The organism is Paenibacillus sp. G2S3 (assembly GCF_030123105.1).
Classification (GTDB): domain Bacteria; phylum Bacillota; class Bacilli; order Paenibacillales; family Paenibacillaceae; genus Paenibacillus_AQ.
The window spans coordinates 425,393-452,331 of the sequence record NZ_CP126095.1 but is presented as its reverse complement, the minus strand read 5'-3'; the positions used below and the strand labels follow the sequence as shown (position 1 = coordinate 452,331).

General features: G+C 42.2%; 26 protein-coding genes. 10 read left to right on the top strand and 16 right to left on the bottom strand.

Annotated features, from left to right (window positions below):
• Nucleotides 1-3 precede the first annotated feature (3 nt).
• From QNH28_RS02035 to QNH28_RS02020, 4 genes are all read right to left on the bottom strand, one after another.
• Nucleotides 4-681, bottom strand: coding sequence for a helix-turn-helix transcriptional regulator (locus QNH28_RS02035; RefSeq protein WP_283909952.1), 678 nt, complete (start codon nt 679-681; stop codon nt 4-6).
• Between the two features lie 237 nt (nt 682-918).
• Nucleotides 919-1,668 carry a WecB/TagA/CpsF family glycosyltransferase gene (locus QNH28_RS02030; protein ID WP_283909951.1) on the bottom strand — a complete coding sequence of 250 codons (750 nt, stop codon included), beginning with the start codon at nt 1,666-1,668 and terminating at the stop codon, nt 919-921.
• Nucleotides 1,669-1,734: 66 nt separating this feature from the next.
• Nucleotides 1,735-2,325 (bottom strand): hypothetical protein, encoded by a 591-nt coding sequence (locus QNH28_RS02025; protein WP_283909950.1) that lies wholly within the window; start codon nt 2,323-2,325, stop codon nt 1,735-1,737.
• Between the two features lie 23 nt (nt 2,326-2,348).
• Nucleotides 2,349-2,615 (bottom strand): nucleotidyltransferase domain-containing protein, encoded by a 267-nt coding sequence (locus QNH28_RS02020; protein WP_283909949.1) that lies wholly within the window; start codon nt 2,613-2,615, stop codon nt 2,349-2,351.
• Between the two features lie 180 nt (nt 2,616-2,795).
• Here QNH28_RS02020 and QNH28_RS02015 point away from each other — a divergent pair, with 180 nt between their 5' ends.
• Complete coding sequence (locus QNH28_RS02015; protein WP_283909948.1) at nt 2,796-3,842, top strand: YncE family protein; 1,047 nt, start codon at nt 2,796-2,798, stop codon at nt 3,840-3,842.
• Here the strand turns inward: QNH28_RS02015 and QNH28_RS02010 are convergent.
• The 3 genes from QNH28_RS02010 to QNH28_RS02000 all read right to left on the bottom strand — a co-directional run bounded on the left by QNH28_RS02010 (nt 3,832) and on the right by QNH28_RS02000 (nt 7,253).
• Nucleotides 3,832-4,527 (bottom strand): response regulator transcription factor, encoded by a 696-nt coding sequence (locus QNH28_RS02010; protein ID WP_283909947.1) that lies wholly within the window; start codon nt 4,525-4,527, stop codon nt 3,832-3,834. The genes QNH28_RS02015 and QNH28_RS02010 overlap by 11 nt on opposite strands.
• A gap of 169 nt (nt 4,528-4,696) precedes the next feature.
• Nucleotides 4,697-5,458, bottom strand: coding sequence for an SDR family NAD(P)-dependent oxidoreductase (locus tag QNH28_RS02005; protein ID WP_283909946.1), 762 nt, complete (start codon nt 5,456-5,458; stop codon nt 4,697-4,699).
• A 271-nt stretch (nt 5,459-5,729) separates the two neighbouring features.
• On the bottom strand, nt 5,730-7,253 hold the full coding sequence (locus QNH28_RS02000; protein ID WP_283909945.1) for a DHA2 family efflux MFS transporter permease subunit: 1,524 nt from the start codon (nt 7,251-7,253) through the stop codon (nt 5,730-5,732).
• Between the two features lie 192 nt (nt 7,254-7,445).
• Between QNH28_RS02000 and QNH28_RS01995 the strand changes: the two genes are divergently transcribed.
• The 5 genes from QNH28_RS01995 (at nt 7,446) to QNH28_RS01975 (ending at nt 12,865) form a co-directional block, all read left to right on the top strand.
• Nucleotides 7,446-8,336: a TetR/AcrR family transcriptional regulator gene (locus QNH28_RS01995; protein WP_283909944.1), complete on the top strand. Its 891-nt coding sequence runs from the start codon at nt 7,446-7,448 to the stop codon at nt 8,334-8,336.
• Between the two features lie 26 nt (nt 8,337-8,362).
• The gene (locus QNH28_RS01990) at nt 8,363-9,052 is read left to right on the top strand and encodes a response regulator transcription factor (protein ID WP_283912024.1); all 690 of its coding nucleotides are present in this window, start codon (nt 8,363-8,365) and stop codon (nt 9,050-9,052) included.
• Nucleotides 9,049-10,053 (top strand): sensor histidine kinase, encoded by a 1,005-nt coding sequence (locus QNH28_RS01985; RefSeq protein WP_283909943.1) that lies wholly within the window; start codon nt 9,049-9,051, stop codon nt 10,051-10,053. Before QNH28_RS01990 ends, QNH28_RS01985 begins: the two co-directional genes overlap by 4 nt.
• 114 nt (nt 10,054-10,167) lie before the next feature.
• A complete protein-coding gene (locus QNH28_RS01980; RefSeq protein WP_076285161.1) occupies nt 10,168-10,929 on the top strand; it encodes an ABC transporter ATP-binding protein in 762 nt (253 codons plus the stop codon).
• On the top strand, nt 10,919-12,865 hold the full coding sequence (locus QNH28_RS01975) for an FtsX-like permease family protein (protein ID WP_283909942.1): 1,947 nt from the start codon (nt 10,919-10,921) through the stop codon (nt 12,863-12,865). Before QNH28_RS01980 ends, QNH28_RS01975 begins: the two co-directional genes overlap by 11 nt.
• Nucleotides 12,866-12,924: 59 nt before the next feature.
• On the opposite strand, the gene QNH28_RS01970 is transcribed toward QNH28_RS01975, so the two are convergent.
• Entirely contained in the window at nt 12,925-13,470 is a 546-nt protein-coding gene (locus tag QNH28_RS01970; RefSeq protein WP_283909941.1) for a GNAT family N-acetyltransferase, read from the bottom strand.
• Nucleotides 13,471-13,539: 69 nt separating this feature from the next.
• On the bottom strand, nt 13,540-14,211 hold the full coding sequence (locus QNH28_RS01965; RefSeq protein WP_283909940.1) for an O-methyltransferase: 672 nt from the start codon (nt 14,209-14,211) through the stop codon (nt 13,540-13,542).
• Between the two features lie 353 nt (nt 14,212-14,564).
• Here QNH28_RS01965 and QNH28_RS01960 point away from each other — a divergent pair, with 353 nt between their 5' ends.
• Complete coding sequence (locus QNH28_RS01960; protein ID WP_283909939.1) at nt 14,565-15,461, top strand: LysR family transcriptional regulator; 897 nt, start codon at nt 14,565-14,567, stop codon at nt 15,459-15,461.
• An 87-nt stretch (nt 15,462-15,548) separates the two neighbouring features.
• Here the strand turns inward: QNH28_RS01960 and QNH28_RS01955 are convergent, their stop codons facing one another.
• Complete coding sequence (locus tag QNH28_RS01955) at nt 15,549-16,733, bottom strand: MFS transporter (protein ID WP_283912023.1); 1,185 nt, start codon at nt 16,731-16,733, stop codon at nt 15,549-15,551.
• Nucleotides 16,734-16,978: 245 nt separating this feature from the next.
• Here QNH28_RS01955 and QNH28_RS01950 point away from each other — a divergent pair, with 245 nt between their 5' ends.
• Nucleotides 16,979-17,554, top strand: coding sequence for a TetR/AcrR family transcriptional regulator (locus QNH28_RS01950; protein ID WP_283909938.1), 576 nt, complete (start codon nt 16,979-16,981; stop codon nt 17,552-17,554).
• An 82-nt stretch (nt 17,555-17,636) separates the two neighbouring features.
• Here QNH28_RS01950 and QNH28_RS01945 read toward each other — a convergent pair whose 3' ends face one another.
• From QNH28_RS01945 to QNH28_RS01935, 3 genes are all read right to left on the bottom strand, one after another.
• The gene (locus QNH28_RS01945; protein ID WP_094869671.1) at nt 17,637-18,119 is read right to left on the bottom strand and encodes an NUDIX hydrolase; all 483 of its coding nucleotides are present in this window, start codon (nt 18,117-18,119) and stop codon (nt 17,637-17,639) included.
• Nucleotides 18,120-18,152: 33 nt separating this feature from the next.
• Complete coding sequence (locus tag QNH28_RS01940; protein WP_283909937.1) at nt 18,153-19,868, bottom strand: ABC transporter ATP-binding protein; 1,716 nt, start codon at nt 19,866-19,868, stop codon at nt 18,153-18,155.
• A 311-nt stretch (nt 19,869-20,179) separates the two neighbouring features.
• On the bottom strand, nt 20,180-22,432 hold the full coding sequence (locus QNH28_RS01935; protein WP_283909936.1) for a glycoside hydrolase family 127 protein: 2,253 nt from the start codon (nt 22,430-22,432) through the stop codon (nt 20,180-20,182).
• Nucleotides 22,433-22,577: 145 nt separating this feature from the next.
• Between QNH28_RS01935 and QNH28_RS01930 the strand changes: the two genes are divergently transcribed.
• On the top strand, nt 22,578-23,471 hold the full coding sequence (locus tag QNH28_RS01930) for a helix-turn-helix transcriptional regulator (protein WP_283909935.1): 894 nt from the start codon (nt 22,578-22,580) through the stop codon (nt 23,469-23,471).
• 72 nt (nt 23,472-23,543) lie between these two features.
• On the opposite strand, the gene QNH28_RS01925 is transcribed toward QNH28_RS01930, so the two are convergent.
• From QNH28_RS01925 to QNH28_RS01915, 3 genes are all read right to left on the bottom strand, one after another.
• The gene (locus QNH28_RS01925) at nt 23,544-25,100 is read right to left on the bottom strand and encodes a sigma-70 family RNA polymerase sigma factor (protein WP_283909934.1); all 1,557 of its coding nucleotides are present in this window, start codon (nt 25,098-25,100) and stop codon (nt 23,544-23,546) included.
• Nucleotides 25,101-25,182: 82 nt separating this feature from the next.
• Nucleotides 25,183-25,512: a carboxymuconolactone decarboxylase family protein gene (locus QNH28_RS01920; protein WP_283909933.1), complete on the bottom strand. Its 330-nt coding sequence runs from the start codon at nt 25,510-25,512 to the stop codon at nt 25,183-25,185.
• 1 nt (nt 25,513) lies between these two features.
• Nucleotides 25,514-25,918 carry a tautomerase family protein gene (locus QNH28_RS01915; RefSeq protein ID WP_283909932.1) on the bottom strand — a complete coding sequence of 135 codons (405 nt, stop codon included), beginning with the start codon at nt 25,916-25,918 and terminating at the stop codon, nt 25,514-25,516.
• A 111-nt stretch (nt 25,919-26,029) separates the two neighbouring features.
• Here QNH28_RS01915 and QNH28_RS01910 point away from each other — a divergent pair, with 111 nt between their 5' ends.
• The gene (locus tag QNH28_RS01910) at nt 26,030-26,935 is read left to right on the top strand and encodes a LysR family transcriptional regulator (RefSeq protein ID WP_283909931.1); all 906 of its coding nucleotides are present in this window, start codon (nt 26,030-26,032) and stop codon (nt 26,933-26,935) included.
• Nucleotides 26,936-26,939: the final 4 nt, after the last annotated feature.

Sequence of the window (26,939 nt, the reverse complement as noted above, 5' to 3'; positions counted from 1 at the left end):
TTCTTACTTAATTTTTTGCAAATAACGATAAACTGTTGGCTCAGATATCATCAAGGACTTAGCCACTTGAGAAACTCCACCTTTAAGTAGAAACACACCCTGCTCGTTAAGTACTTTCACTAGCTCAATCTTCTCTTGCGAGGACAATCGCTCTGCCGGAACATTAATTTTACCGAGCACCGAATCAATCATATGCTGGAGCAGGTCATCTACGTTTCCTTGTAAATACTCTTCCGTCTGCTTGTCTACAACCTCTTGTTGTGGTATTAACGGTACTGGTGGAAGTGTTGATCCTCCTTGCAAAATGTTTTGTATCCACTCAGCTGCAACCTCCACATGTGTGACATCAATGTTAATACACATCATACCGACCAATTCATTGCTGCTGTTTTTAATATAATAAGTAGCGGAGCGAAATACCTGACCTTGCGAACCACGCGCTTTATAGTTAGCAATAAACGGTTGCTCACGGTAGGACTCATCTTTCAACAGCTTAAGCACGAGATCCGTTGAACTATCGCCTACTTTACGTCCACTGATATATCCGTTTTCAATAAATATAATTGAACGCTCTGGATTGCTTATATCATGAATAACAACCTCACATTTTGAACCGATAATTGAAGCAATAAAAGAAGCAATTGGAAAATAGGACTCTAAGCAGCTGCGATCTTCTTTCATGTGAGCATTTCACTCCTTTCGTATTGCGTTTGATCTTAGTGATAATAATTTATTATCTTGATAAGATTTTATTACAACATTCTTAAAAAAGCAATCAGTAATATATTGGAATTGATTCAGCCAATATTCTCACTTAAATACTTAGGGCAGATTACCTGTAAACGAACACAAAAATAGTCTTTCACTATTTCTACAAATTGCAGAAATAGTGAAAGACTATATATTTACTGCTGTACCTTATTTCCTAATCATAGCTCGATACACGAATTTAGGAAGAACTGCTTGTCTGCGCCAACGCGACTTTTGTCCTTTAGCAACAGGGGCAAATATCAGTCGATGCAACCACTCTAAGTTGAGCTTTTTCCATATCACAGGAGCTGGAGTCACTTTTCCCGCTATAACATCCAAGCTTCCCCCCACGCCAAACACAACCTTAACCTGAGAAAGCGCCTGTTTATGCTTATAAACCCATTTATCTGAGTACGGCGCACCCATCGCAACGATCAGGAAATCTGGCTGTGCGTGCTGAATCTCTGCCACAATGGCCGGTTCCTCTTCTTTTGTAAGAAAACCATTATGTCTTCCGGCAATTTTCACATTCGGATATAGCTCTGTAATCTTTTCGACCGCTTTACAGCTTGTATGCTCATCCGTGCCCAAGAAATAAAAGCTCCAGCCCAGCTTATTTCCTTGCGCGAGCAGCTCAAGAAGTAGTTCATACCCCGTAACTCGTTCAGCTATAGGGTCGCCTTTTCTTCTCGATGCCATCACAATACCGACTCCATCAGGAGTGATCAAATCCGCCTCATGAAGTATGGTTCGAAGCAGCTCGTCCGATTGACTTGTTATCGTAATTTCCGGGTTCGCCGTAATCAAATGAAATAGCTTCGGTTCTCCGGATTGAATATGTTTTGTTAGATGAAGCGTTGTCTCGTTAAGTGTTAATTTTGAAAAAGGAACGCCTAATATAGAGACTGTCCCAGCCATTTAATCACCTCTTACTGAAAAGTTCATTCCAGTATACCTTACCGTAATCAATAAGGATAGTCAGCGTCATTCCTCCATAAACTTCCACCACTCTATTAACCAAGGTTCATCGATCCCCCGCAGGCGGAATTCCTCCAAAAGTATCTTTCGAAATTGTTTTTCCATTTTGACAAAATTATTGTCCTCCTGGTACATGGGAGCAAAGGACTCATCCTCTCTAAGATAACACCAAAAATCGCCTGCACACTCCAAAATCTTTCGACCGACGACCGTTTGTTGCGCTATGGGAACAAGCCATTTGTCATAGGGATACGGATAACCTTCAATAGTGATTGCACAGCGTAAAGCTTCTTTATAAAGGGAAACTGCTAAGAACAAGATCGGAAAGGCGTCGCCACGAACTACAGGATTATCTAGACTTCTGGCATAGCTTCTTAGCTGTATGTATGAATTTTTACGAAATTTCATTAGTACTTCAGGTTGGAGTGGAACATAGGAATGAAAAAGTGACTTCAGATCCAGCCGATCGTAGTAAATATAGGACACTGATGCATTCCACAGCCATTCCATATCCCCACTCATTAAAGCTTCTTTGATTTCAGATATTTTATGGAGAGTATAATGCCCTTTCTTCCCACTCGGAAGCCTTATATCCATAAAAAAACTACTGTGCTCCGGGATCAGCCCGCTTCCTCGAACCGATGATTAATACCGTTGTAAGATTCATCCTTACAAATAATGATTACATCCACATCCGACTGCCCATCTACCACCCCAAGTGCGGTCGATCCATCAAGGATAATGCTTATCCTCTGACCATCTTCTTGCAATAACGGGTGATTTAGGATCTCTCGCGTAATGTATTGTCCAATCTCTTCGAGTAATTCGCTATGAAGCTGCAACTTATCAGGTGTTAGTAAAATATCTGATAACACTGCTTTTTTCATCTTATCCTCCAGCCTCCAATCGATCTCAACTCCCTTATAGCGCTTACATTTAATTTAAATGTAGATTTGGGAATATCATTTTATACTCTGGAGATACATCTTGCAACGATATATGTAGTACCCTTTTGCCCTTGCCCAAATATAATGAAGCATCTAGTCATTTGAAGAGGGGGTTATATCATGGCGTTACCCACCATCATAACCACAGTTCCTACATCCGTACCTGTCGGAGATATTGAGGTAAATCCCATTACCAATCGGGTATACTTCGTAAATCCAAATACTACAGCCGGAACTGTTGGTGTATTAAGTACCCTTACCAATCGGATCATTGCAACCATACAGGTAGGTAGATTTCCGCTCAAGCTTGCCATCAACCCAAGAACAAACCGTGTGTATGTCACCAACTTCCGCGATGGAACGGTATCTGTAATTAGCGGACGGACAAACCGTGTAATCAAGACCCTCCAAGTAGGCAGGAACCCTGATAGCGTTAACGTTAATGTTCGAACGAACCTGATTTATGTGTCAAGTGCCTCTGGCATCGTAACGGTCATCGATGGCAAATCGAACTGTATTAGAACCACTATCCTCATCGGTGGCCGCCCTTCCGCTATCGTCATTAATAAACGTACCAATCGCATTTATGTAACGAATACGATAAACAATTCCGTTTCTGCCATCAACGGTAGTACACAAACTGTGATCGCAACTATCAAAGTTGGTAACAATCCAGTGATCACACCAGCGCTAAATCCGATTACGAACCGTATTTATGTAGCAAATAACTTAAGCCGCTTTCTTTCCGTGATCAATGGCCGCACCAACAAGCTCCTCAAGAATGTGCAGCTTGGACGGCTACAAAGCGAGGTCATCCTTAATCCGCTTACGAACCGTATTTACGTGTCCAGCGCTCAACAGGTTAAAAAAGGGAAGCTTTTTGTGCTTAATGGAAATAACAATAAGGTGATCGCAACTAGAGTGTTATCTTCCTCCTCCAGCACATTCATCAATCCGATTACGAATCACTTGTTTGTCAGTAATTTTAATAAGAACAGAATGTCCGTGTATAACGCCAGCACGTTTAAAAGAATTGCGGTATTCCCTTGCGTAACAGGCGTAAATATCACGCTTAATCCACTAACGAACAGGTTATATGTCGCGAACGACAATTCCATCACAGTCATTCAGGATGGTCCAAGATTAACACATAGATTTAAGTTATAATCCCCTGACGAAAGAGTATCGCTACCGCATGGGAGCGATTTTTGGCACAAAGCTTATTTACAGCTGATTTCACATACTGACTGACGGTGGCTGGACTAATCTGCAGGGACTCTGCTATTTGTTTCGTGTTTTCTCCTGAAGAAATCTTCTGCATCACTTCCAACTCTCTTTTGCTCAATACATTGGATTCCTCATTCGGATTAAATTTATCGATCACTCCACCGATGAGCTTCCCATATAACGTGAAGGCTGATAGCATCTCTTTATCTATAATTGCGCCCTCAGACAGCTCGGTACTGCATATATATCCAATAACTAACGAATGCAAGAAGATCGGAACAATGATCAGGGAACCTGCTCCAGAGCCAATAATATATTTGCTGCTAGTTTGCTTTAAATAGTCTAGACCGGATGTGTATTTCGCCTTTCTTTCATTAATGGCGGCATAAACAATAGGGGATGATCTAATGTCATCTCGATATTCCCGGATGTGAACCAGACCAGTTTGCGTATAGCCAAAAATCCCTTCAGACAGATAACCTAGCGGTGAATATCGATATAAATAAGCATTAAATACTGGGAAAATATGAATGTACTCCTGAAGCATCTTATACAACTGCTCCTCATGACTGCTTGTACTCTCCATATTCCGGACACGTTCTTGAATTATAGTGTGTGAAATCATGCGATCCTGTCCTTTCTGTGCTTCCGACGCTTCAAATGAAGACCTATTTAATTATAACATTTCACTTACAACACCTATAAAAATACACCTCGCATCAGAACAACGAGCTTAAGGTTCACTCGTTACTATCTTTTGCAGAGGTGTATTATTGTTGTTCATTATCTACTGATTATCTCAACATCAAGGTTCCGCCATCAATGGCAAACACTTGTCCAGTCATAAAATGCGAATCATCACTGCACAGGAAGGCCATAATCGGCGCGAAATCCTCTTTTGCATCGCCCAATTTACCACCCATTGGTACCGCATTTTTCATCATCGCATCATGCTGTGCCAATTGTTCTGAAGTCATACTTGCTCTGGTCTTATCGTACATAGGCGTCCAAATCGCTGGAGCAATGGCATTCACGCGGATATTATGTTTACCCCATTCTCCTGCTAGTGAGCGTACCCAAGCGAGAACAGCTCCTTTACTAGCGGCATAATGAGCTTTTCCAATATACCCTTGAACTCCAGCTGCACTGGCAAAATTCAGGATCGCTCCGCCACCGTTTGCTTTGAGATAAGGGAATACTGCAACATTCGTTAGGAATGTACCTGTTGAGTTAATCGACATCACTTTGTTCCAGCTTTCCAGCGTAATGTCTTCAGCCGGACTTCCGGGAGCAATCCCTGCTGCATGAATCAACACATCTAAACCGCCCAATCTCTCTACAGCTGTCTTAACGGCTTGGTTCACAGAGGCTTCATCCGCCACATTACATTCTACAAAATCTGCTCCAGCGGCAGCAGCAATAGGCTCACCAGCTTCAGCATTTAAGTCAAAGCTAACCACCATAGCCCCCAAACGTGGTAATGCTTCCACAAGGCTTAGTCCCATCCCACTTGCTCCACCAGTAATAATAATTCTTTTTCCAGTCAAATCTGTCATGGGTAAGCCCTCCGTTATATTATGATAAGATCGAAGTTAGTTATTTATCGTTATATCTCTATTTTAAACTGTTTAAATTTTTATTGAATTCCCTCTTTCTTATATGTACCACCCCAAAAACAAGGCATTTTCTTCAATTTCCATTCCCTAAAAAATATAAGAACCACCCGTGAATAACGGAATGGCTCAGCTTTGTTTCATCTGCTGCTTTAACACCGTAGCATCCAAAAAAGACGCTCACCCTAAGGTGAGCGTCTTTGCATATAGCCGATTAGATCGATTTAGTGGAGGCAACTTGTTTAACAACCACTTTTTCTTCGACTGTATTCGTTTCCTTAGGCTGTACACCTCTTTTAATAAAGAAGGCTAGAATAAATGCAATGATCGCTACACCTACGGAGACTAAGAATGCATCGTTAATCCCTTCAATGGTAGCTTTCGCAATGACTTGATTTTGTATACCAAGCAATTGGTCTGCCGAAGGCTTAGTCGTTAATTTACTTACAGCATCAGCGACCATATCCTTCACATGTGAAGTAGTACTGTTAGACATAATAGTTACGAGCAGTGCACCACCAATCGCTCCTGATACTTGCTGAATCGTACTGTTCATGGCTGTACCATGCGGCGTATATTTAGCTGGGATAGAGTTCAGACCATTGGTCATCACTGGCATCATAACCATAGAAATCCCGAACATTCTCACAGAATATAGAATCATGAGTGTCGAATATTTAGTCGTTTCAGTCAAATCACTGAAGAAATACGTACTAATCACTACGATTGCTAGACCGATAAGTGCTAATACTTTACCGCCGAATTTATCGAATAATTTACCTGTGATTGGTGACATAACACCCATAATTAACGCACCAGGCAACATTAGGAGTCCCGAATCCAGTGGTGAAATCCCTCTAATATTTTGCAGGTAAATCGGCATTAGCATCATCGCCGAGAACATTGCCATATTCAGTGTAATCGAAATCGCTGAGGATAAAGCGAACATTGGATATTTGTACACTCTGAAGTTAAGCATAGGCTCCTTCATCTTCATTTGGCGCATAATGAAGATCACTAATCCAATCGCCCCGATAATAAGCGCGGAGTAAACCATTGGATCATCCCAGCCTTTATTCCCAGCGGAACTGAAGCCATATAGAAGACCCCCGAACCCAATCGCTGATAGAACTACAGATAAGAAATCGATCTTAATAGCCACATCTTTTTTAGGATCGTGTAATTTAAAGAAGGCCAGAATAAACACCAATACGGCGATTGGAGCAATCATAAAGAATAGAACAGGCCATTCATAGTGCTGAATAATCCATCCAGATAATGTAGGTCCGATCGCTGGCGCAAAAATCATAACCAACCCGAACATCCCCATAGCTGAACCACGTTTCTCAGGCGGAAAGGTAGTGAACAATACGTTCATTAATAATGGCATCATGATCGCAGCCCCTGAAGCCTGAACCATTCTGGCGATCAACAACACAGGGAAGCTTGGAGCGAATCCGCCGATAAAGGTTCCTATCGCAAATAATCCAATGGCGATTAAGAACAACCGTCTCGCAGTATACTTTTGAATCAAAAAGGCTGTCGAAGGAATCATGATCCCGTTCACCAGCATATAGCCCGTTGATAGCCACTGTACCGTTGAGGCACTAACATCAAAATCCTTCATAATCGATGGTAAAGCTATATTGAGTAGGGTATTACTCAGTAAAGCAACAAAAGCACCAATCATGAGGATTGCCAATATTCCGTAGGACGCTTTACTTTCTTTTGCTTTCATTTTGGAATCCTCCATTCTATAATCATACTAACGGTTCAAATTTGAACTCGTGTTATAATCCGGTGTAGAATATATTACTCCCTTATTTCTCGCTTGGCAAGACAAAAATCATTTAAAATTGAAATTGTATTAAGTGGAAATATAAGCTAGTCTATATTGGAACAAAGAGTTCAGCTTAAAGGGGCACCTCAGATGATAAATAAACGAAAAGAGCAAGTGGTTCATAAAGCGCATGAATTATTTATTGAAAAAGGCTACCACGCCACATCCATTCAGGATATTTTGAATCATAGTCGGATCTCCAAAGGGTCTTTTTATAACTATTTCCCTTCCAAAGGGGATCTCTTTAAGGCTGTCTTCACGTCTATTCACGATCGACTTGAAGAAGGGCGAAACTCACTGCTCATTGGTCAAGATCCCTCTGACATTAAGATATTTGCCGAGCAGATTCAGCTGGTCATGAAAATCAATAAGAAAAATAAATTGTTACAGCTCGTTGAAGATGCTTTGGTCTCCAATGACCCAGACTTAATAACCTTTATCAAAAAAACGAAGTTCAATCTCCTAACCTGGGTACATGAACGTTTCCTTCATATTTTCTCTGCCGATAAGAAACCCTATTTACTGGACGGAGCCATCATTTTTACCGGAATTCTGCAAAATATGCTGCAAATCAACAGTGCTATGAATGAGGTCATCACCTCTAAGCAAATCATTGATTATTGCACTACGCTTATCCAATCCATTGTTGAAGAAGTAAGTGAAATGGGTATTCAACTCATCTCACCTGATCACGTGGGCAAATTATTACCGGCAGCGGAATACAGTGATTTTTTCAATAATGATTTATCCTTTGCGACCATAAGCTTGAAGAAAGTAATAGAGAGAACCTTTGCGCCGGGTGATGCGAACCTCACTAATTATCTAAAGCTGTTGTACTTTATCCAGGAAGAAATTATGAACAACAAGGAACCGAGACTGTTCTTAATCGAAAGCGCTCTGCTATCCTTAAGGACATGCCCTAATTTAAATGAAGCCAAAGAGTTTAAGCATTATCAGGAAGTATTATCCAAAATGCTGTAAAGCTAACTAAAAGTGTGGTGAAGCATTTGTTCAAGCTATTATTAATCGAAGACGATTCAACACTGTTTAATGAGATCAAAGAGCGACTTACGCAGTGGTCTTATGATGTGTATGGCATTCAAGATTTCAGCAATGTTACGCAGGAATTTATAGAGATCAAACCTGATTTAGTCATCATCGACATCCAATTACCTAAATTCGATGGATTTCATTGGTGCCGAATGATTCGCTCCCACTCCAACCTCCCGATCATCTTCTTATCGTCCCGGGATCATCCTACGGATATGGTGATGTCCATGCAGCTTGGAGCCGATGACTATATTCAAAAGCCCTTCCATTTCGATGTTCTCATTGCTAAGGTACAAGCGATTCTTCGGCGCGTCTACAATTACAACACGGATAACGTTGAACTCAAAACATGGTGCGGAGCAACCGTGGATTATGAGAGGAATTTATTGACCTATGACATGGGCTCGATTGAGCTTACGAAAAATGAGATTTTTATATTGAAATTTCTTATTGAAAAAAAGAATAAAATCGTCACCCGCGAGGAATTAATCAATAGCTTGTGGGATGATAAACGTTTTATAAGTGACAACACCCTTACCGTCAACGTAAATCGGCTGCGAAAAAAGCTGGATGAGCTTGGATTAGGTGGTTTCATTGAAACGAAAGTGGGACAAGGGTATATGGCTATCGAAGAGGAAACACTATGATTAAAAAGTATCTCTTGGAAAGAAGTAGCTGGATCCTACTAGTCCTCTTCACCCATCTTTTTATACTCTTTGTCACCTATATGGATTCATCAATCCCATTCTCTTCCGTCCTCTATCTGGTCTCCTTGTCGATGCTTTTTTTCGTGGTGTTCTTAATCCTTCGCTATCCCAGAGAAACCAGGTTCTATAAAAGCTTGGTTGAGCGAGATGATGATCTGGATGTAACGAGCATCGCCACCCCTGAAAGCCCGTTTGAGCAAATTATTGAAGAGAGCATCACCAATCAAGCTAACTGGTTAAAACAAGCTGCCTCGCATAATCTAATTGCGGTAGAACAGGAGAAGGATGAGCTATTATCGTGGATTCATGAGGTGAAGACCCCTCTAACTGCCATGCATCTAATGATTGAGCGTATGGAAGATGATGTAATGAAGAGACATCTGACCTATGAATGGCTGCGAATTCATCTTCTGCTGGATCAACAACTCCACCAAAGGCGGATTGCCTTTATCGAAAATGATTTGTATATAGAACATATCGATTTAGAAACGCTTATTTTTGGCGAGATTAAAACGTTGCAATCCTGGTGTATTCAGAAGGGAATTGGCTTTGAACTGGACTTGGAAGTAGCTGAAGTGCTTAGTGATGCCAAATGGCTGGCTTTTATCATCCGACAACTACTAACCAACGCCGTAAAATATAGTGAAGCTTCAGATATTACAGTGAATAGCTATCAGCAAGCTGAGCATATCGTTCTTGAAGTTAAGGATGGTGGGCGCGGAATAGATCCCAAAGATCTGCCTCGCATTTTTGATAGAGGATTTACTTCCACGACGGTACATCGCGACAATGCCGCCACAGGCATGGGATTATATTTAGCCAAAAAAGCAGCCCAATCCTTGTTGATCGTCATCGGAGTTCAGTCGAGGCTAGGATCAGGAACGACGTTCACTTTAACCTTCCCGCTCAAAAATGAATTTGTGAAGCTCTCAAGCGTGTGACAACAATGTCACATGCTTTTTTATTTTGTTCGGGCAATCGAAGGATAAGAACGACAAACCCTTTTATAATAAAGCTATACAAAAAGAACGAGTATAAAAAGGGAGTGAATCATTATGGCAATTCTTGAAGCCACTAAAATTCATAAAAGCTACGGAAATAAATTAAATAAACAATCCGTGTTGAGTGGACTGGATATTTCTATAGAAGAAGGCGAGTTTGTTGGGATCATGGGCTCTTCCGGTTCAGGAAAGACCACCCTGCTTAACGTTCTCTCGTCAATTGACCAGATCAGCAACGGATCGATTACCATTGAGGGTACTGAAATTTCTAATATGAAAGAAAAGCAATTAGCTGAATTTCGGAAAAATCATTTAGGATTTATTTTTCAAGAATACAATCTCTTAGATACGCTGACGGTGAAGGAGAACATCCTGTTACCTCTATCCATTACCAACACCCCCAAGAAGATCGCCAATGAGAAATTCGAAAACGTCGCGAGGGAGCTGGGGATTTTAGAGTTAAAGAATAAGTACCCAAATGAAATCTCTGGGGGTCAAAAACAACGCACCTCTGCAGCTCGGGCCTTCATTCATGATCCAAGCATTATTTTTGCTGACGAACCTACAGGAGCCTTGGACTCTAAATCCGCTTCTGATTTGTTAAATAAGCTAAGTGAACTAAATCAAAGACGAAAAGCAACGATCGTTATGGTTACACATGATCCAGTGGCAGCTAGCTATTGCAGTAGAGTTATTTTTATAAAGGATGGTACGATCTATACGCAATTAAATAAAGGAGAACAATCAAGACAAGTCTTCTTCAACGACATCATAAAAACACAAGGTGTATTAGGTGGTGTGCAGAATGAGCATTAATGTACTGATGCTTCGAAATCTGCGAAAAAACATCAGAAATTACTATCTGTATGTGTTTGCTCTCGTTTTTAGCGTGGCCTTATATTTCGCCTTTGTTACGTTGCAATACGATCCTTCGATGGATGCGGTAGAAGGCTCGATCAAAGGTGGCGCAGCAATCAAGGCTGCCTCAGTCTTACTGGTCGCGATTGTATCCATTTTCCTGTTATATGCAAACACTATCTTCATCAAACGCCGGGGAAAAGAAATTGGCCTGTTCCAGTTAATAGGGATGACCAAAAGTAAAATATTCCGAATCCTTTCGGCAGAGAATTTCATCCTATATTTTGGTTCTTTAATTCTAGGAATAGCCGTAGGCTTTTCTATTTCCAAATTAATTCTAATGATTCTTTTTAAAATAATGGGGATCGATGCGATAGCATCCCTTCGTTTTTCTACCCCAGCCCTGGTTCAAACGCTGATTGTATTCTTTGTAATCTATCTTTTGATCATGCTGATGAATTATGGATTTATTAAAAGACAAAGCATTCTATCCTTATTTCGGGTGACCTCAACCACAGAAGGCAACGTGAAAAAGCTGTCCGTCTTTGAAATGATTATAGGGATCGCTGGGATTGGATTGATCCTGCTTGGCTATTCGATTTCATCTCGATTATTTAGTGGAGACTTAACATCAATGACTGAGCTATCTATAGCCATGATCACTATTCTGGCTTCAGTTATCATTGGGACTTATCTTTTTTATAAAGGCTCGGTAAGCTTTATCTTTCATCTCATTCGTAAAAAGAAAAATGGGTATCTGAATATAAAAGAGGTGTTGTCTCTCTCCTCCATTATGTTCCGAATGAAATCCAATGCCGTATTACTGACCATCATTACAACGGTTTCGGCACTAGCGCTGGGTTTATTATCCTTGAGCTATATCTCTTTCTACTCTGCTGAGAAAAATGCGAAGCTCTATGTCCCGTCAGATTTTATTCTTACGGATATCCATGATGCCGAACGATTTAAAGAGGTATTAACGGCAAATAATTTGATATTCACGGAAAAAAGAATCGAAGTCATTCAAGTGGATGTGAATATGGAGAAACTACTAGGTAACAATCCCCAAGCAATCGGTATGATGTCGAAGAATATGACTCTCCCTGTCATTAGTGAGAATTCGCTTGAGGACATTGATCTATCCCCAGATGAGGCCTATTTTACGAAGACAAGTAGTGCAATGGAGAATCTAATTGCTATGAAGGACAAAGGTGATATTGAATTCAAAGGACAACATAAAGTTATTCCGCAAGCTTATAAAAGAATAAATATGGAAGCCCCCGTTTTATACTATTTCACAGGTGGTGGCTTACCCGTTGCTATTGTAGACGAAACGATCTTCGAACGCTTAAAAAACGATCTAGATCCAGCCCTTCAAAGAAAGTCCTCTCTTAATATCGGCATCGATATGAAAGAACGGGCAAGCGCTGAGCAAGCTAATGAGCTTTTTCAGAACATGAATTTTGAAAAAGGCCACACAACCGACTCTCAACTGGAGACGAAAAATAATCAAAAGCAAAATATGGGACTTATCATGTTTATCGTGGCCTTTCTGGGGTTAACATTCCTGATTACCTCTGGATGCATTCTCTACTTTAAACAAATGGATGAGAGTGAGAACGAAAAGCCCAACTACACGATCCTAAGAAAGCTTGGTTTCACGCAAGGTGATCTGCTTAGAGGGATTCAGATGAAGCAATTGTTCAATTTTGGGATTCCATTAGTCGTAGGTCTGCTTCATAGCTACTTTGCCGTTAAATCGGGCTGGTTCTTCTTCGGCACTGAGCTTTGGACACCGATGATTCTGGTAATGCTCTTGTACACGGCTTTGTATTCGATCTTTGCAGTACTCTCCGTCTTCTATTATAAAAAGGTAATTAAAGAGTCACTTTAAAAAAAGAGGGGTTCCACAAGCCAGCATGGCTTAGGAACCCCTTGTTGTTATCATACCTCTTATCTCCTATCTTCATATTCAATTCTAATTAACCCGTAGAAGACTATATCCTCGAATTTATCCCATTTTAAAATATGTCGTTTAAATTCTCCTTCAAATCTCATTCCAGCTTTTTTCATAACGTTAGAGGAGGCAGGATTGCTAGTCATTGCCGCTGCCCATATTTTATTTAATGCGAGGTCTTCAAATCCAAAATCAATTAATCGCTTAGCTGCTTCAGTCGCATAGCCATTTCCCCAAAAAGGTTTTCCTACCCAATAAGCAAGCTCACCTCTTTTATGCGATTTGTCTATATTTACACTCATACATCCTATTAAGGTATTACTCTCTTTACTAATTAAAGCAAAAGGAAATCCATCCCCTTCGTCTGCGCTCTTCCTACAGGCACCAATCCATGATTCAGCCGCTCCATCAGGGTATGGATGAGGAATAGACAGCGTTGTTCTAGCTACCTCTATATCTCCAGCAAGCTCTTGAACTTTACTTGCATCTGTGGATTGAAACGGTCTTAGTATTAACCTTTGTGTTTCAAATGTAGGTTGCATAGAAAGTACCTCTCACTATTGGATTTTCAATAGATTATATTACAATTGTTGGATATTGCAACACATAAATCAGCTATTCACAATCCCCAATACGAATCCATCATACCCTTTACTTCCCACCGTCTGAATGGCTGTTGCCGAAATTCTAGGCTCATCAGCCAATAGATCATAAAATTGCCGTACGCCTATTACACGAGGGTCTTCGCTATTCTTGTTAATGACCTCGCCTTCACGAATCACATTATCCCCAATAATCACCGTTCCGGGATGGGAGAAGTGAAGCGCCCATTGTAAATAGTTAGGGTTATTTGGTTTATCCGCATCAATGAATATAAAGTCAAAGGGTTCCACGCCCTCTTGTTTCATCTGAGACAATTGCTCCAAAGCATCGCCTATACGAAGTTCTATCAGATCATCTACTTGAGCAAGCGCGAAATTGGCCCCAGCCACCTGAGCATGCGCTGGATCTAGCTCCAAGGTAACGATATGTCCGTCAGACGGGAGCGCCCTTGCCATCCAAATCGTACTGTACCCACCCAAAGTGCCAATCTCCAGAATCCGGCGTGCACCCTTCATTTGAACCAATAGGTTTAGGAATTTGCCCTGACTAGGTGAAACATCAAAAGGTGGCAGCCCTGCCTGTTGATTCGTAGACAACACTTCCTCCAGCACGGAGTCCTGCGGAATTAAACGCTCTGTAATGTACTGATCGACTTTATCCCATGTATTCGTTTGATTCATATTTATCACTTCTCCTTTGAAATAACTTCTAGTTAAAATGAACCTGTTATTACCCATTTAGGGATCAGTCGTAACTACGAGGAGTGTTTGGACTTCCGGCCGCTGTTGTCTCCAGATTTCTTCGATTAAAACCACTATTCGTGTTTGAAATCCGTAGACAAAGGCGATCGCTGACGCTCCTACAGTTCCAAACCTCCTCTTCGTCCTTTTCCCTAACTAAAGATTCAAGTTCAAGTTCAACTTCAACTTTCTACCTGTATTGTAAATCAGTTATAATCATAAATATAATATATCTTTAAAACTAAACTATATATTATATGTATGAATTAAACGATAACAGATAGGAGCTTATCATGAATCTACATGCTTTACGCTTATTCCATGTGATCGCATCAACGGGTAGCGTGACACGCGCCTCCGAAACTTTAAATATCAGTCAGCCTGCGATTACGGCTCAGATCAAGAAATTCGAAAAGGAACTATCCTTCGCCCTATTCAAGCCTCAAGGTAGAGGTATTGCTTTAACGGATGCGGGTGAAGAGCTTGCTCTACTTGCCAAAAGACTGTTCGCTGTCGAACAGCAGATCGAACAATTCACTAAGGATTACGTTAACGGCACAAATGGAAGTATCCGTCTAGCAGCGACGTATTTGCCAGCTCACTTCCTTATCCCTACCTGGATCGCAAAGTTCAAGCAACAATATGAGCAAGTGGAAATGGTGATTACCACCACCAATTCAAGCGATGCCCTGAAGCAGCTGTTAAATGTAGACGTGGATATGGCGATTTACGGAGGGATTACCGAGGCCTATCCAGATACGATCCGGACAGAAGAGTTATTTCAAGATGAGTTATGGTTTGTGGTCGCACCCCATCACCCCTATGCGAATCAGCAAATTTCTTTATCCGAAATGATGAAGGAGCCTTTTGTCATGCGTGAGGAAGGCAGTTCGACGAGAGAGAGATTATTATCGTTATGCCGAACATATAATACGCCAGCTCCCACGATCTCTTTGCAATTTAACGGACTTCATGAAGCGATCCAAGCCGTTATTGCCGGGTATGGCGCCAACTTCGTCTCTTCACTCGTTGTTCGCGAATATGTTGAACGTGGAGAGTTATGCAGAGTTTATGTTGAAGGCATACATTTGAAGAACAGCATTGCGATCTGTACTCGAAAAAATGAACCGTTATCTGCCTCGGCGGCAAACCTTATTCAGATGATCCGCCAAAATCCTTATACCGTTTAGGATTTTTCAAAAAAAAGACTGCTGTCTAGGCTGACTATATCCAGCCCGAAGAGCAGTCCTTGTAAGTACCGGCTTTATTTGAACATCTTAGGCTTGTTTCTTCTCCGTTAAATAGTATAGGAAGGCCAGGATCGGGAGCGCCAGACCGATCAAACTGGTCAGACTCCAACCACCGTACGCATATGCCCAGCCGCCCAGTGAAGAGCCGATGGCTCCGCCTACAAAAAATATCGCCATAAACAATCCGTTCAAACGTCCTCTCGCCTCGTTGCCAAGGGAATAAATCGCCCTTTGTCCAAGCACCAAATTACCCGATACCCCCATATCCAGCAGGATGGCTGCTGCTACCAGCAACCTAAGCGTTACTCTCGAATCCTCCTGAAATAAGTACGCTAGCAGAAAAGCCACAGCTGTCAGCACAAACGCAAGCCCGGTCAACGGCCGGGTCCAGCCCCGGTCAGCCAGTCTCCCAGCAATGGGAGAAGCGATAGCCCCAGCCACTCCGGCCAATGCAAACAAGGCAATGCCTTGCTGACTTAAATGATACGTATCGGCCAGATGCAAAGAGACCGTCGTCCAGAACAGGCTGAAGGCTCCAAACAGGCTAGCCTGATAAATCGCCCGGCGGCGCAGCACTGGCGTAATCTTCAGTAAAGTACCTAGAGAACGGATCAATCCGCCATAATTCATCGTAGGCACAGGCTGGCGCTGGGGCAGCACACGGGACAATAGAAGTGTTAATAAGGCAATCACTACGGCGGATATAGCATAAATCGCATGCCAGCCCCACAATCCAGAGACAAAACTAGCCACAGGTCGGGCGAACATAATACCGAGCAGCAGCCCACTCATTACATTACCGACCACTCTACCGCGCTGCTCATCAGCAGCCAGAAAAGCTGCATATGGCACAAGAATCTGGGCAGCTACGGAACCGAGACCAATGAACAGAGATGCTCCCAGAAAGATTGCTGCATTCGGAGCTATTGTGGCTGCTACCAGTGACACCACCACCACAGCCAGTGACGCCACTGTCAGGCGGCGATTTTCAATAATATCGCTAAGTGGTACTACGAATAAAAGTCCAAGGACGTATCCTACCTGGGTCAAAGTTACAATCAGACCCGCCGCCCCAGAAGAAAGCTGGGTAGCCTGGGCGATCTGTCCGATCAGGGTTTGGGCGTAATACAGATTGGCCACAATTAGTCCGCAGGAGGCCGCTAATAGAAATGTAATCCATCCAGGGATCTTCTTTCCTTCCGCATGTTCCATCGCTGAATTCACTGAACTTCCTAAACTTACAGGATTCATTCGTCTTCCTTGATTCATAAGATCTCCACCCTTCAAATTTAAATACTGAACGCACCGTTTACTAATTGATTTAAATATATACTGAACGTTCAGTTTTGTAAATAGGCGATTAGCTACTTCATGTAACCTTTTGTATAATGAACGTATAGTTTCTTTTTTTGAACCGAAAGGTAGACAAAGGATAGATGAATCGGGAGGGATCTCTGATGGATAAAAAAAGAGGACGGCCACGCAATAGCGAAGCCGAGGCTTCTATTCTAGCAGCATCGTATGATCTATTGCTGGAGACCGGATTTGGGGCGGTGACCGTAGAGAAAATTGCCGAACGGGCTAAGGTAAGCAAAGCGACCATTTATAAATGGTGGCCCAACAAAGCAGCCGTGGTCATGGATGGCTACCTTTCTGCAGCTTCTGCAAGATTGCCAGTGCCAGACACCGGTTCGGTCATGGACGATATTATGATCCATGCCACGAATCTGGCTAATTTTCTTCGCAGCCGAGAAGGAAAAATAATTACAGAATTGATCGGTGAAGGACAATTCGATGCTGGCCTTGCTGAGGCCTATCGTGCGAGGTTCTTCGCTCCCCGCCGCCAAGAGGCGCGACAGTTGTTGGAGCGTGGGGTGACCCGAGGTCAATTAAAAGCGGATCTGGATATTGGGATCACGATTGATCTGCTCTATGGACCGATATTTTATCGGCTTCTAATTACAGGGGATGAGCTAGACGAAGCTTTTGTGAGATATATGATCACCTCTGCCTTTGAGGGTATCAAAGCATAACAAGCATAAACGTCTTTGGCGAAACTTATACTTTCTTATATTTTAAAAAGCCATCCTTTGCAGGATGGCCTATCACTTATTTTTACACCGTTCGATCTAAATTAACTTCAAACGTGTCACCAGTTACATAATCCATATACCTCGTATTCCCATCGTAATCCAAATAAGCTTGATAGCGGGTACGAATAGCCGGTTGTGTAATCCAATCAAGCACTTTCTCTTTTGCCACCCACATTACTTCAGAGGTTTCCTCCGAGGTACATAATTCCCCACCCACGGGCTTGCAGATAAAATCAAACATGACCTTAGTGGGAACATCCGTCACACCGTCATACCATTTATGAATGCCTGTATTCGAATACACACCAATCAATTGAGAAACCGTGACATCTATTCCACTTTCCTCTTTAATCTCTCGAATTAATGCATCCACCAGGTTCTCTCCGACCTCTACTTGTCCACCAGGAAATACCCATCCACCATCATGCGTCTTTACTAAAAGGATATCTCCTTGTTCATTTTCTGCGAATCCACCTGCCGCTACAATATGTGTTGGCCAAGCCATAGACTGCACCTCTTTTTAGAAGAGGTTAACAATTTAATCAGCATTTGTAAACGATATTTTTCTATTCCATAACGCTTTAAAAGCTTCGCAATGCTCTATTAAATCATCAAACTTTCCTTCACCCACGACCGAGCCTTGGTCCACTACCAGTATCTTATCAACGTCTTTTATAAAATTTAGTCGGTGGGCAACAATAATGATGGTTTTGTCCTTAAATTCCTGCAAAATCGTCTCCATAAGGCTTTGCTCCGTAATATTATCAAGTGCAGAAACAGGTTCATCTAAAATTAGAATGTTTCTTTTCTGAGCAATGATTCTGGCAAAAGCTAATCGCTGTCTCTCACCGCCAGATAATTTAACCCCTTTTTCACCTACCAAAGTATCTAAACGATCCGGTAATTGGCTTACCTTTTCCTGCAGATGAACCTTTTCCAAAATCTCATACAACTCTTCATCGGACAAGGAATGCTCATCAAATATAATATTGTCCCTAATCGTAGCGTCAAAAATTGGCGTGTCTTGTGATAAGTAAGAGATATGATCATAGTAGCTATCCAGATGGATCTCATCGATATCCTTACCATCCAATAAGAGCTCACCTTTATCCTTTTTTAATAAGCCTACGATCAGTTTAATCAAGGTAGATTTCCCTCCCCCACTTAATCCGACAATAGCAACGGACATTCCTCGCCCAATGGAAAAACTCAGGTTGTTTAGAATTCCCACATCACCATAGTTAAAAGATACATCCCTAAATTCAATATTACCGTGGATCTCAGTGATAACTTTTCCTCGTTCTAGATTCTTATCTTCTGGGGCATGAATAAACTCCTCGAATCTCTTATAGGTCACCTTATTCAATCTGTAATCTACAAACAGAACATTAAAGATGGCAATCGGCGAGTAAATCTTATCAATAAACATAAACAGTGCTACCACAACACCAAGTGACGTCTCACCTGCGACAATGCTTTTTACACCGTAAATCAGGACAGCCACTTTAATGATCGTGACAAATAACTCGAATATCGCGAAAAAAGCTTCATGGATCATTTGTAACTGAGCATTTTTTTGAATTATAGTGCGTGCAGTCCGGCTTAATTTATCGATCTCTTTCTCATATCTTTTGTTCGTTCGGAAGACGACCAATTCCATAAATCCACGGATAGAGAATCTGGACATCTTTTCTTGTTCATGTAGAATGGTCTCCTTCATCGCGTACAGAAATTTCAACAGCAGATTCGTTATCAAAAAGACGACGACGTAGCCAGCTGCAATCACTACCATAATCCTTAAATCATAAAAGCTGATAAAGATTAGACTAAATAGAAGAGTGGGCAATAACTCATGTAGTGTTTTTAGAAAAAAAGAAAAGATCATGCTGTTTCCAGCCGCTGCCCCGTTCTCGATCACTTTAATCATCTGACCTGTGCCCATATCCTGATAGGCTTGATAGTCAATTTTGGATATTTTAGATAGTGCAAGTATCTTTAATCTCTCCGTTATACTGTTCGATAAATACACACTAGGGTATTCGTCCACATAATTTAGGATCACAACCCCAGCCAGCAAAACTCCATACAATATGATCAAATTGGATATTTCACCAAAGCTGTTGATCAACGTTGCCTGGTCTAATATTTTTTGAAACACTACAATGCCTAAACTACTCAGCAGCTGAATAGTAAAACCCAATAAAATATAACCGCATATCCACCATTTCAGGTGAGCTAGACTCTTTTTTAACATAATGTTCTTCTCCCTCTTTCAATTGAATGCAAAAAAGCCAGGCAACCCCCACCATCCAACTGTAAAAAACCATCCACAAATACACGGTTCTCTAAGTTAAATAGGTTAAGTGCCTGGCGCTATAGAAATAGCTGCCTATGGCACCGTTCAAAGTTCTAGTTAGTTGTAATCAAAAGGGCAGACTCCCCCCTTGATAGCTGGTACGCGTTTGACCCAGCCCGATAACTAGTTACTTCGAACGATACGGAACGACATCCATTTCACCTCAATTAAAAGAATTGTTCCTATTATAATTCTCGAAGCCTTTTTATTCAAGAATTACGTTTGACGATACGTAGTCCTGCCACTTGGCCAACCTTATGTCCATCATGTGAAGCAAACTTGATCGTAATCGCTGATTTGCTGCTTGTGATCGTCTGCGGAAGCTCGTAACGAATGGTCTCCAGCTTGTTCATCTCTTCAGACTCAAGGACGCCTAGTCCAAGTTGTTCACCATCTGCCGTAATATCGAAGGCCACCGAAGTATCGTTGGACTTCAAATACGTTACTATCAAATCCACTTGCTCCTCTGGCAAGACTTCCATCGTGAAGGAGAACCAGCCATTGATCCAGCTGTCGCGATACTTGCGGTTGTAGATTTTGCCTAAGCCTACATACTCTCCTTCGAAATTATGGTCGCGTTCAGGCTGCATTTCAGCAGGCTGCACCGAATCTACGGTTAGCTGTTCAAGCAGTAGATTGTTCTCGACAGCCTCGCGATACTCAGCCTCTACCAGCTTCCACTCCTCTGACGTGAACAAATCCCAATATACGGAATAACGATGATCATGCATAGGGTAGAATGGACGAAGTTCATGATCTCCTGCATATCCTAAACCCTTCATCCGGAACACATTTTTACTCACGTTAGACTGAATGAGGCTATCCGTAAGCGTTTCGCGATCTCCGATTAATACGGAGGCAAGGGCACGATCACTATCTAGCTCTGCATTTATAGGTCCAAAATCACCTGCAAGCACAAGCGGTCCATAGAGGAATGCAATTCGGTTTGGATTATCCGGCATGGACTCGATTCTTACCGACATCGGAATATCATATTCGACAACGTCTCCATCCTGCCATACTCTATCCAAAGCCAGGTAGCTGGATTTGCCCACATTCACTGGAATGTCTTCACCATTTACTTTAACGCTCATGCCTTGCTCACCCCAGTAAGGGTATCTTAGCTTCAATGTGAATTTAGTTGGTTTCTCCGCGCTGATACGCAGGGTACCTTGTCCCTCTTCTGGGAATTTGGTCTCCTGCTTTACACGGATGCCCTGCTCTTTCCAAGTCAACGTTGAAGGTACATATTGATTTACATAAAGCTCATCTTCACTATGGAAGTATATCGCCGATCCGTACATAGAATGGCTTTCCATACCTGATCCTACGCAGCACGTAAAGATCTCAAACTGAGAGTTGAACGACTTATGCCCACCCATTTCGAGAGATACGAAGTAACACACACGTCCATCTACCGGCTCCTGTGAAGCAAGGATGTGGTTATACATCGCACGTTCGTAGTAATCTGCATATGCGGCATAACCATCCCACTGGAACATATGCTTAGTCAGCTTCAGCATGTTGTAGGTGTTACACGTCTCACATGAACCCTCTCCCAATCGATCGTTCAGCTTATCCGGTTCGCCAAAATGCTCATTATAGCTGTTGCCGCCGATCACGTAAGAATGATGATTCACGACCCGATCCCAGAAGAAGCGAGAGATGCCTGCATAATGTTCTTGTCCCGTTACCTCATACTGCCTTGCCGCTCCAATAATCTTCGGAATCTGAGTATTGGCGTGTCTTCCTGCTAATGTGTCTTTTTCTTCGGCCAGATCATTAAGGACTTCCCCATGATAAAAGCTTTCCGCTAATGTGAGGAAACGATTATCGCCAGAATCCTCTGCCAAATCTGTGAGGACTTCATTCATGCCGCCAAACTCACAACGCAGCACCTCTTGGATCTGATCTTTACTCAGCCCTGCAAAAATATCCTCAAGCCATAGCCCCAGCTTCGTTTCAATAACGAGCCCCTTCTGATTACCGGCCAATCGATAAGCATCGCGGAGACCCGCAAATAGCTTATGCATCGTGTACAGCGGCACCCAGCCACCGTTGAGGTCAAAGCCCTGTGAGCGAATATCGCCTACCTTCACTTCCTCAAACAGCTCTTTACCACGAGGGATACCGGAAATGAAGCCATTGCCATGCGCATCCTGACATTGCTCTAATTCGTCCACTACATAATTAACGCGTTTGAGCAGCTCTTCATTCCCTGTAGAGGCATACATTAACGCGCAACCAGATATATAATGGCCTAGCGTATGGCCGCTAATGCCCTGAGATTCCCAGCCTTCATAGTGAGCAGCCTTAGGCTCTAAGCCAGCATATTCCCGAAAACGCGACAGTAGCCGATCAGCCTCCAGCTTGAGTAAATAATCCGTATTTAGCTCCATCGCATGGAGAAGTGGGCCTGAATCGATTCGTACGTTCTGCAAATCAAAAGCTTGCGTCTTCAATGAAATCGCTCCCTCGCAATCTTGTCAGGTTTAGATGACAAGTGTATATTTGTATCCATAAGATAACATCGGAACGTTGATTTGTCGGTAGATCAGTCATACAAATGGTGGATAAATCCGACTTATTGATTGCTAGGAGGACCGCATGACCTATTTGAAAATAAATGCAGATGTACCTGTTCATTTTACGGCGGCAGGTGAATTCATTTCAGAAACACCATGGAAACATGTAGAACGCGCAATGGGCAATTATGAGCTAATCATAGGCGTGAATGAAACGGTCTATTTAAGTGAGGAGAACAAAAGCTTCGACGTAGGCCCTGATGAAGCTCTTTTACTTATGCCTAATCGCACGCATGTCGGCTATAGAGAATCACGACCCGGGGTTAAGTTTTATTGGTTTCATTTCGAGCTGAAAAGCGAGGGGGTATTGCTGAGTGAGGAGGAAATGAAACCTGAGGCGGATGAAATCTTTTCGCGCACACAGCGTTTATGGTCCGTACATGATCTATATCTGCCACAGTTCATAAAGATCGAACACAGTGACCGGATTCATATCCTGGCGAATCAAATCCTCCATGTGGCTAACTCAGGGTATTTGACCTATTCCAGTGTTAATTATTTGTTGACCTCACTCTTAATTGAGCTGTCTGAGCATGCGCTTCAACCGTTCGCCAGTAAGCTAATCCGTGCGCAGCAAGATGTCACCTTTGTCAAAATAGCCGAGTGGACAAGAATACATGCAAGCGAACCTCTTACGGTGGCAATCATCGCAGAGAAATTTAATTACAATAAGGATTATTTAGCTCGGCTATTTAAACAACATACCTCCATGGGGCCTTTGGAGTATATTCATTCTGTACGTGTGACTAAAGCGAAGGTGCTGCTAACTAGAACCGCCCTCAGCGTGAGGGAAATCGCGACAGAGACGGGGTTCACCGACGATAAATATTTCATGCGCCTCTTCCGAAAATACGAAAACATGACACCGACCCAATATCGCAACGCCTATCATAAGACGTTTATGAATAATGATTGAAGTAAAGGGGCTGACTCTAAGTAGCATTCACTACTTTTGAGACAGCCCCTTCTCTAACTTACATTCTCTATATTATTGAATCGTTTGCGAAGACGAATTCCAGCGCCAGCGCGGAGTTACGCCTTGCAGATGCACCCCACCATACCACTCATCGATTTCTTTCTTCCCAATCCAATCCTCTGTTCCAGACATTACGTTCTTTCCGAATGCTGTTAATTCAACCTCACAATCTTGAAATTGCATCCCTGGCTCGTTATAACTGGGGAATTCTTTCAAGCCACGCGTTTGTAGCAACGGGTATGGGCCTTGAGCCATCCTTTTTAGAATAGGCCAATATTGTAGATCGCCCATGCCTAAGATGTGAAGCTTATCTCCCACATTTTTGAATAGCTCATAGGGTGATTTTATTCCCTTGTGGATCATCTCCAGCGTGATCTGTTCTACGATACCAAGCCCATTTTTAGTAGAGGGAAAACGCGATAAGTGTGCCACGAAGGCGTCATGTGCAAATGGTAATGCGGATGTATCGCTAGCTAGACATTGTTGAAGCGATTCTGGATTCGGTGATACATAGGCTTCCCAGAGTTCTTGGCCTACCTTTAGCTCCTTGTCGCCGATTAACTTCCACGTTCCTGATAAAGTCTCCATTTGCTCTACAGATAGTTGTCCAAGTCCTCGAAACAGCTCAATGCCGGGATATTCTCCAATGCACAATAAACTCAGCTTCGTGGATCCCTTCTTCTGCTTCGAGAACCAATGAAGCAAATAGCTCAGCATCGTCTGATCGAATAGATCATGCTCGAACCATAATACTACTTCATCATATTTATGAAAATCAGCTAAGATCTTTTCCTGTTCCTTACTGATCTGTATAAATTCCTTCTGCGGAATCCCCATCGTTTGTTCTAAATAATGCGCTCTTACTAGGCGGTTATTCTGTTCCGCAGGCTCTAAAAAGACCGGCCCATGAGAGTAGACCTCTCTCCATACTAATACATCCCCTTGCACAATTCCCTGACGGAGCTTATCTCCCACTACATCTCCGTTTACAATATGAAGCACACCTTTTCCTCCTTCGTACAAATGATTGAACACGGAGAGGACATCCGCTACAGGTAGCGCACCCTTAAGCTTGCGGCGAGCATCAAAGAGTCGTTTCTTCAATACCGGGACTGAAGTCCCCAGAAAGTCAGCAATCTCTTGAAGGCAATATCCCTGAAAATAATATAATTGAACGGCGATCCGCATATTGGATGTCAATGCAGCTATAGACTCGTGAAGCAGTCGCCGCGCTTCTTTTTTCTCAATAATGTCTGTCACATTAAATGAAGATTCTCTCGATTTCACTGCTTCATCGTAAGGTACTGCAGGATGCTGCTTTCTTCGCAAAATACGGTAACATTGCCTTGCCACAATCGCTTTAAACCAGCCTGGAAATGCCTCTACTTCTCTTAATTTATTCAAATGCAGGAAGGCTTCTGTGAAGGCTTCCTGCACAGCATCCTCCGCTAATTGGTAATCGTGGAGCTTTTCATACGCAACTGCATTCGCCATTGGTGTAAAATGTCTAACGATTTGTTCAAAAGCTTGACGATCTCCTCGCCCTGCCTCTTCAATATACTGAAGCATACCTTCGCTCCCTTCTTCCGTATTATATACAAGTGCCAATGAAGTTCCCAAAGGTTACGGATGAGATTAAAAAAGTCAGACGTTATTTATTTTTTCCTATTACATCCTTTGCAATCTCTAAAGCTGAAGAGGCTCGCGGCCAACCTACATAATAAGCAAGGTGGGTAATGGCCTCCACGATTTCTTCAAGTTGTAATCCGTCCACTAAAGCCAAGCGCAAATGATAGGGGAGCTGTTCCGTCATGCCTCCCATCACCAAAGCAGAAATCGTAATCATGCTACGATCCCGAAGTGATAATTGCTCCCGTCTCCATAAGTCCCCAAATAACACATTTTCCGAGTATTGGACGAATGCCGGAGCGAACTCCCCTAACGATTCCCGTACATTTGTGACGATTTTCTGATGCGCCATATTACACCTCCTTAACCGAAGGTTGCAGCATTTGAGCAACACCGTTACCAAACGACCAATCTTCAAATTCCGTATCGACGAGCACAATGAATATATCTTCTTTTCTGATGTTTAGCGTCATCGATAATTCCTCGGCTAGCATCGCGTAAAAGCTTTTCTTCTGCTTCGTTGATCTTCCGGATTTTAGCGTAACTTGGATATATATCAGTCCGTCGGTTCGTTCAATATTTAAATAATCTTTACTATAAAAAAACTCCCCCGCTTTATGCGCATGAAAAACCTGAAACATATCCTCCTCCGGTACATGGAAATGCTGAATTAATGCACTCATAATCGCTTTGCATATTCCTTCTAGCTGATGAATGTCGTATTGTTGCTCCAAATAACTGACTCTAATGAATGGCATTTTTATTTCACTCCTTCTTTGGAATTCTTTTATTGTACTCTCAGTCTTTTGATTTATATAATTGAATAAGATAATAATCTTAATTAATTATACCGATAGAGGTGACAGTCGATGGATCTAAAAGAACTGATGGCTTTTAAGACCATCCTTCAAGAAGGAACTTTCTCACGCGCTGCTGAGAAGTTGAATTATGCGCAGTCTACCATTACAAACCAAATTCAACGTCTTGAAAAAGAACTGGGCATACAACTCTTTCACAGAGGCTGGGAAGTAGAACTGACAAGTGCTGGGCAAGTTTTTGCAGCGGAAATCGATAACCTTATTGAACATTGGAACTATGTAGCAGAACTCACCAAGGCTTTACAGCATGACGAAATTGGCACTCTTCAAATCGGAGGCATTGAATCCATGATGGAATCTGTCCTACCGAACGCCTTGCGAAAGTTTCATGAGCAAAAACCCAAAATGGCATGTAACCTCATTCAGGGTAACACTGATTCCCTCTCGCAACTTGTCCTACAAAGTGAACTCGATTTCGCCATCTGCGGTGAGCCGTCCGACCTGTCTTTCTTTTATTTCGAACCGCTCTATCACGAGAAGATCGCTTTTATAGTAGATCACAATCATCCTTTAAGCGGACGACACGATATTTCATTTCGAGAAATTCTTGAATATCCAATTATAGCTGGAGGACGCACTTGCTTATATTACCTTCAGTTAGCTAAGCATTTTTCGAGATTCGAATCAAAGCCCACTTTATCCACCATAAACCAAATTTCTGCTATTCCTCATTTTGTAAGAAAGAACCCTGGGGTGGGGGTAGTGCTTGATTCGACATCTTTAATGACAGATATCGTAAAAATAGATGTTGAACTAAGCGAGCCGTTCATTCAAGTTGGTATATTGCAACAGCGCAACCGAGAATATCAAGCAACTTCATCTAAAAAACTAATCATACAAATCATAAAAGAAGAAATTGAGAGAATTAGTAGCGCTAATCCTACGCTCCATATTTGAACCT

Bases quoted from the DNA above. Each gene is read 5' to 3' on its own strand.
- QNH28_RS01960 (WP_283909939.1), top strand. From the start codon at position 14,565: ATGAATCTACATGCTTTACGCTTATTCCATGTGATCGCATCAACGGGT.
- QNH28_RS01920 (WP_283909933.1), bottom strand. From the start codon at position 25,512: ATGGCGCATCAGAAAATCGTCACAAATGTACGGGAATCGTTAGGGGAG.
- QNH28_RS01975 (WP_283909942.1), top strand. From the start codon at position 10,919: ATGAGCATTAATGTACTGATGCTTCGAAATCTGCGAAAAAACATCAGA.
- QNH28_RS01985 (WP_283909943.1), top strand. From the start codon at position 9,049: ATGATTAAAAAGTATCTCTTGGAAAGAAGTAGCTGGATCCTACTAGTC.
- QNH28_RS02025 (WP_283909950.1), bottom strand. From the start codon at position 2,325: ATGGATATAAGGCTTCCGAGTGGGAAGAAAGGGCATTATACTCTCCAT.
- QNH28_RS01910 (WP_283909931.1), top strand. From the start codon at position 26,030: ATGGATCTAAAAGAACTGATGGCTTTTAAGACCATCCTTCAAGAAGGA.
- QNH28_RS02010 (WP_283909947.1), bottom strand. From the start codon at position 4,527: ATGATTTCACACACTATAATTCAAGAACGTGTCCGGAATATGGAGAGT.
- QNH28_RS01970 (WP_283909941.1), bottom strand. From the start codon at position 13,470: ATGCAACCTACATTTGAAACACAAAGGTTAATACTAAGACCGTTTCAA.
- QNH28_RS01930 (WP_283909935.1), top strand. From the start codon at position 22,578: ATGACCTATTTGAAAATAAATGCAGATGTACCTGTTCATTTTACGGCG.
- QNH28_RS02020 (WP_283909949.1), bottom strand. From the start codon at position 2,615: ATGAAAAAAGCAGTGTTATCAGATATTTTACTAACACCTGATAAGTTG.
- QNH28_RS01925 (WP_283909934.1), bottom strand. From the start codon at position 25,100: ATGCTTCAGTATATTGAAGAGGCAGGGCGAGGAGATCGTCAAGCTTTT.
- QNH28_RS02015 (WP_283909948.1), top strand. From the start codon at position 2,796: ATGGCGTTACCCACCATCATAACCACAGTTCCTACATCCGTACCTGTC.
- QNH28_RS02000 (WP_283909945.1), bottom strand. From the start codon at position 7,253: ATGAAAGCAAAAGAAAGTAAAGCGTCCTACGGAATATTGGCAATCCTC.
- QNH28_RS01955 (WP_283912023.1), bottom strand. From the start codon at position 16,733: ATGGAACATGCGGAAGGAAAGAAGATCCCTGGATGGATTACATTTCTA.
- QNH28_RS02035 (WP_283909952.1), bottom strand. From the start codon at position 681: ATGAAAGAAGATCGCAGCTGCTTAGAGTCCTATTTTCCAATTGCTTCT.
- QNH28_RS01940 (WP_283909937.1), bottom strand. From the start codon at position 19,868: ATGTTAAAAAAGAGTCTAGCTCACCTGAAATGGTGGATATGCGGTTAT.
- QNH28_RS02005 (WP_283909946.1), bottom strand. From the start codon at position 5,458: ATGACAGATTTGACTGGAAAAAGAATTATTATTACTGGTGGAGCAAGT.
- QNH28_RS01995 (WP_283909944.1), top strand. From the start codon at position 7,446: ATGATAAATAAACGAAAAGAGCAAGTGGTTCATAAAGCGCATGAATTA.
- QNH28_RS01945 (WP_094869671.1), bottom strand. From the start codon at position 18,119: ATGGCTTGGCCAACACATATTGTAGCGGCAGGTGGATTCGCAGAAAAT.
- QNH28_RS02030 (WP_283909951.1), bottom strand. From the start codon at position 1,668: ATGGCTGGGACAGTCTCTATATTAGGCGTTCCTTTTTCAAAATTAACA.
- QNH28_RS01915 (WP_283909932.1), bottom strand. From the start codon at position 25,918: ATGCCATTCATTAGAGTCAGTTATTTGGAGCAACAATACGACATTCAT.
- QNH28_RS01950 (WP_283909938.1), top strand. From the start codon at position 16,979: ATGGATAAAAAAAGAGGACGGCCACGCAATAGCGAAGCCGAGGCTTCT.
- QNH28_RS01965 (WP_283909940.1), bottom strand. From the start codon at position 14,211: ATGAATCAAACGAATACATGGGATAAAGTCGATCAGTACATTACAGAG.
- QNH28_RS01980 (WP_076285161.1), top strand. From the start codon at position 10,168: ATGGCAATTCTTGAAGCCACTAAAATTCATAAAAGCTACGGAAATAAA.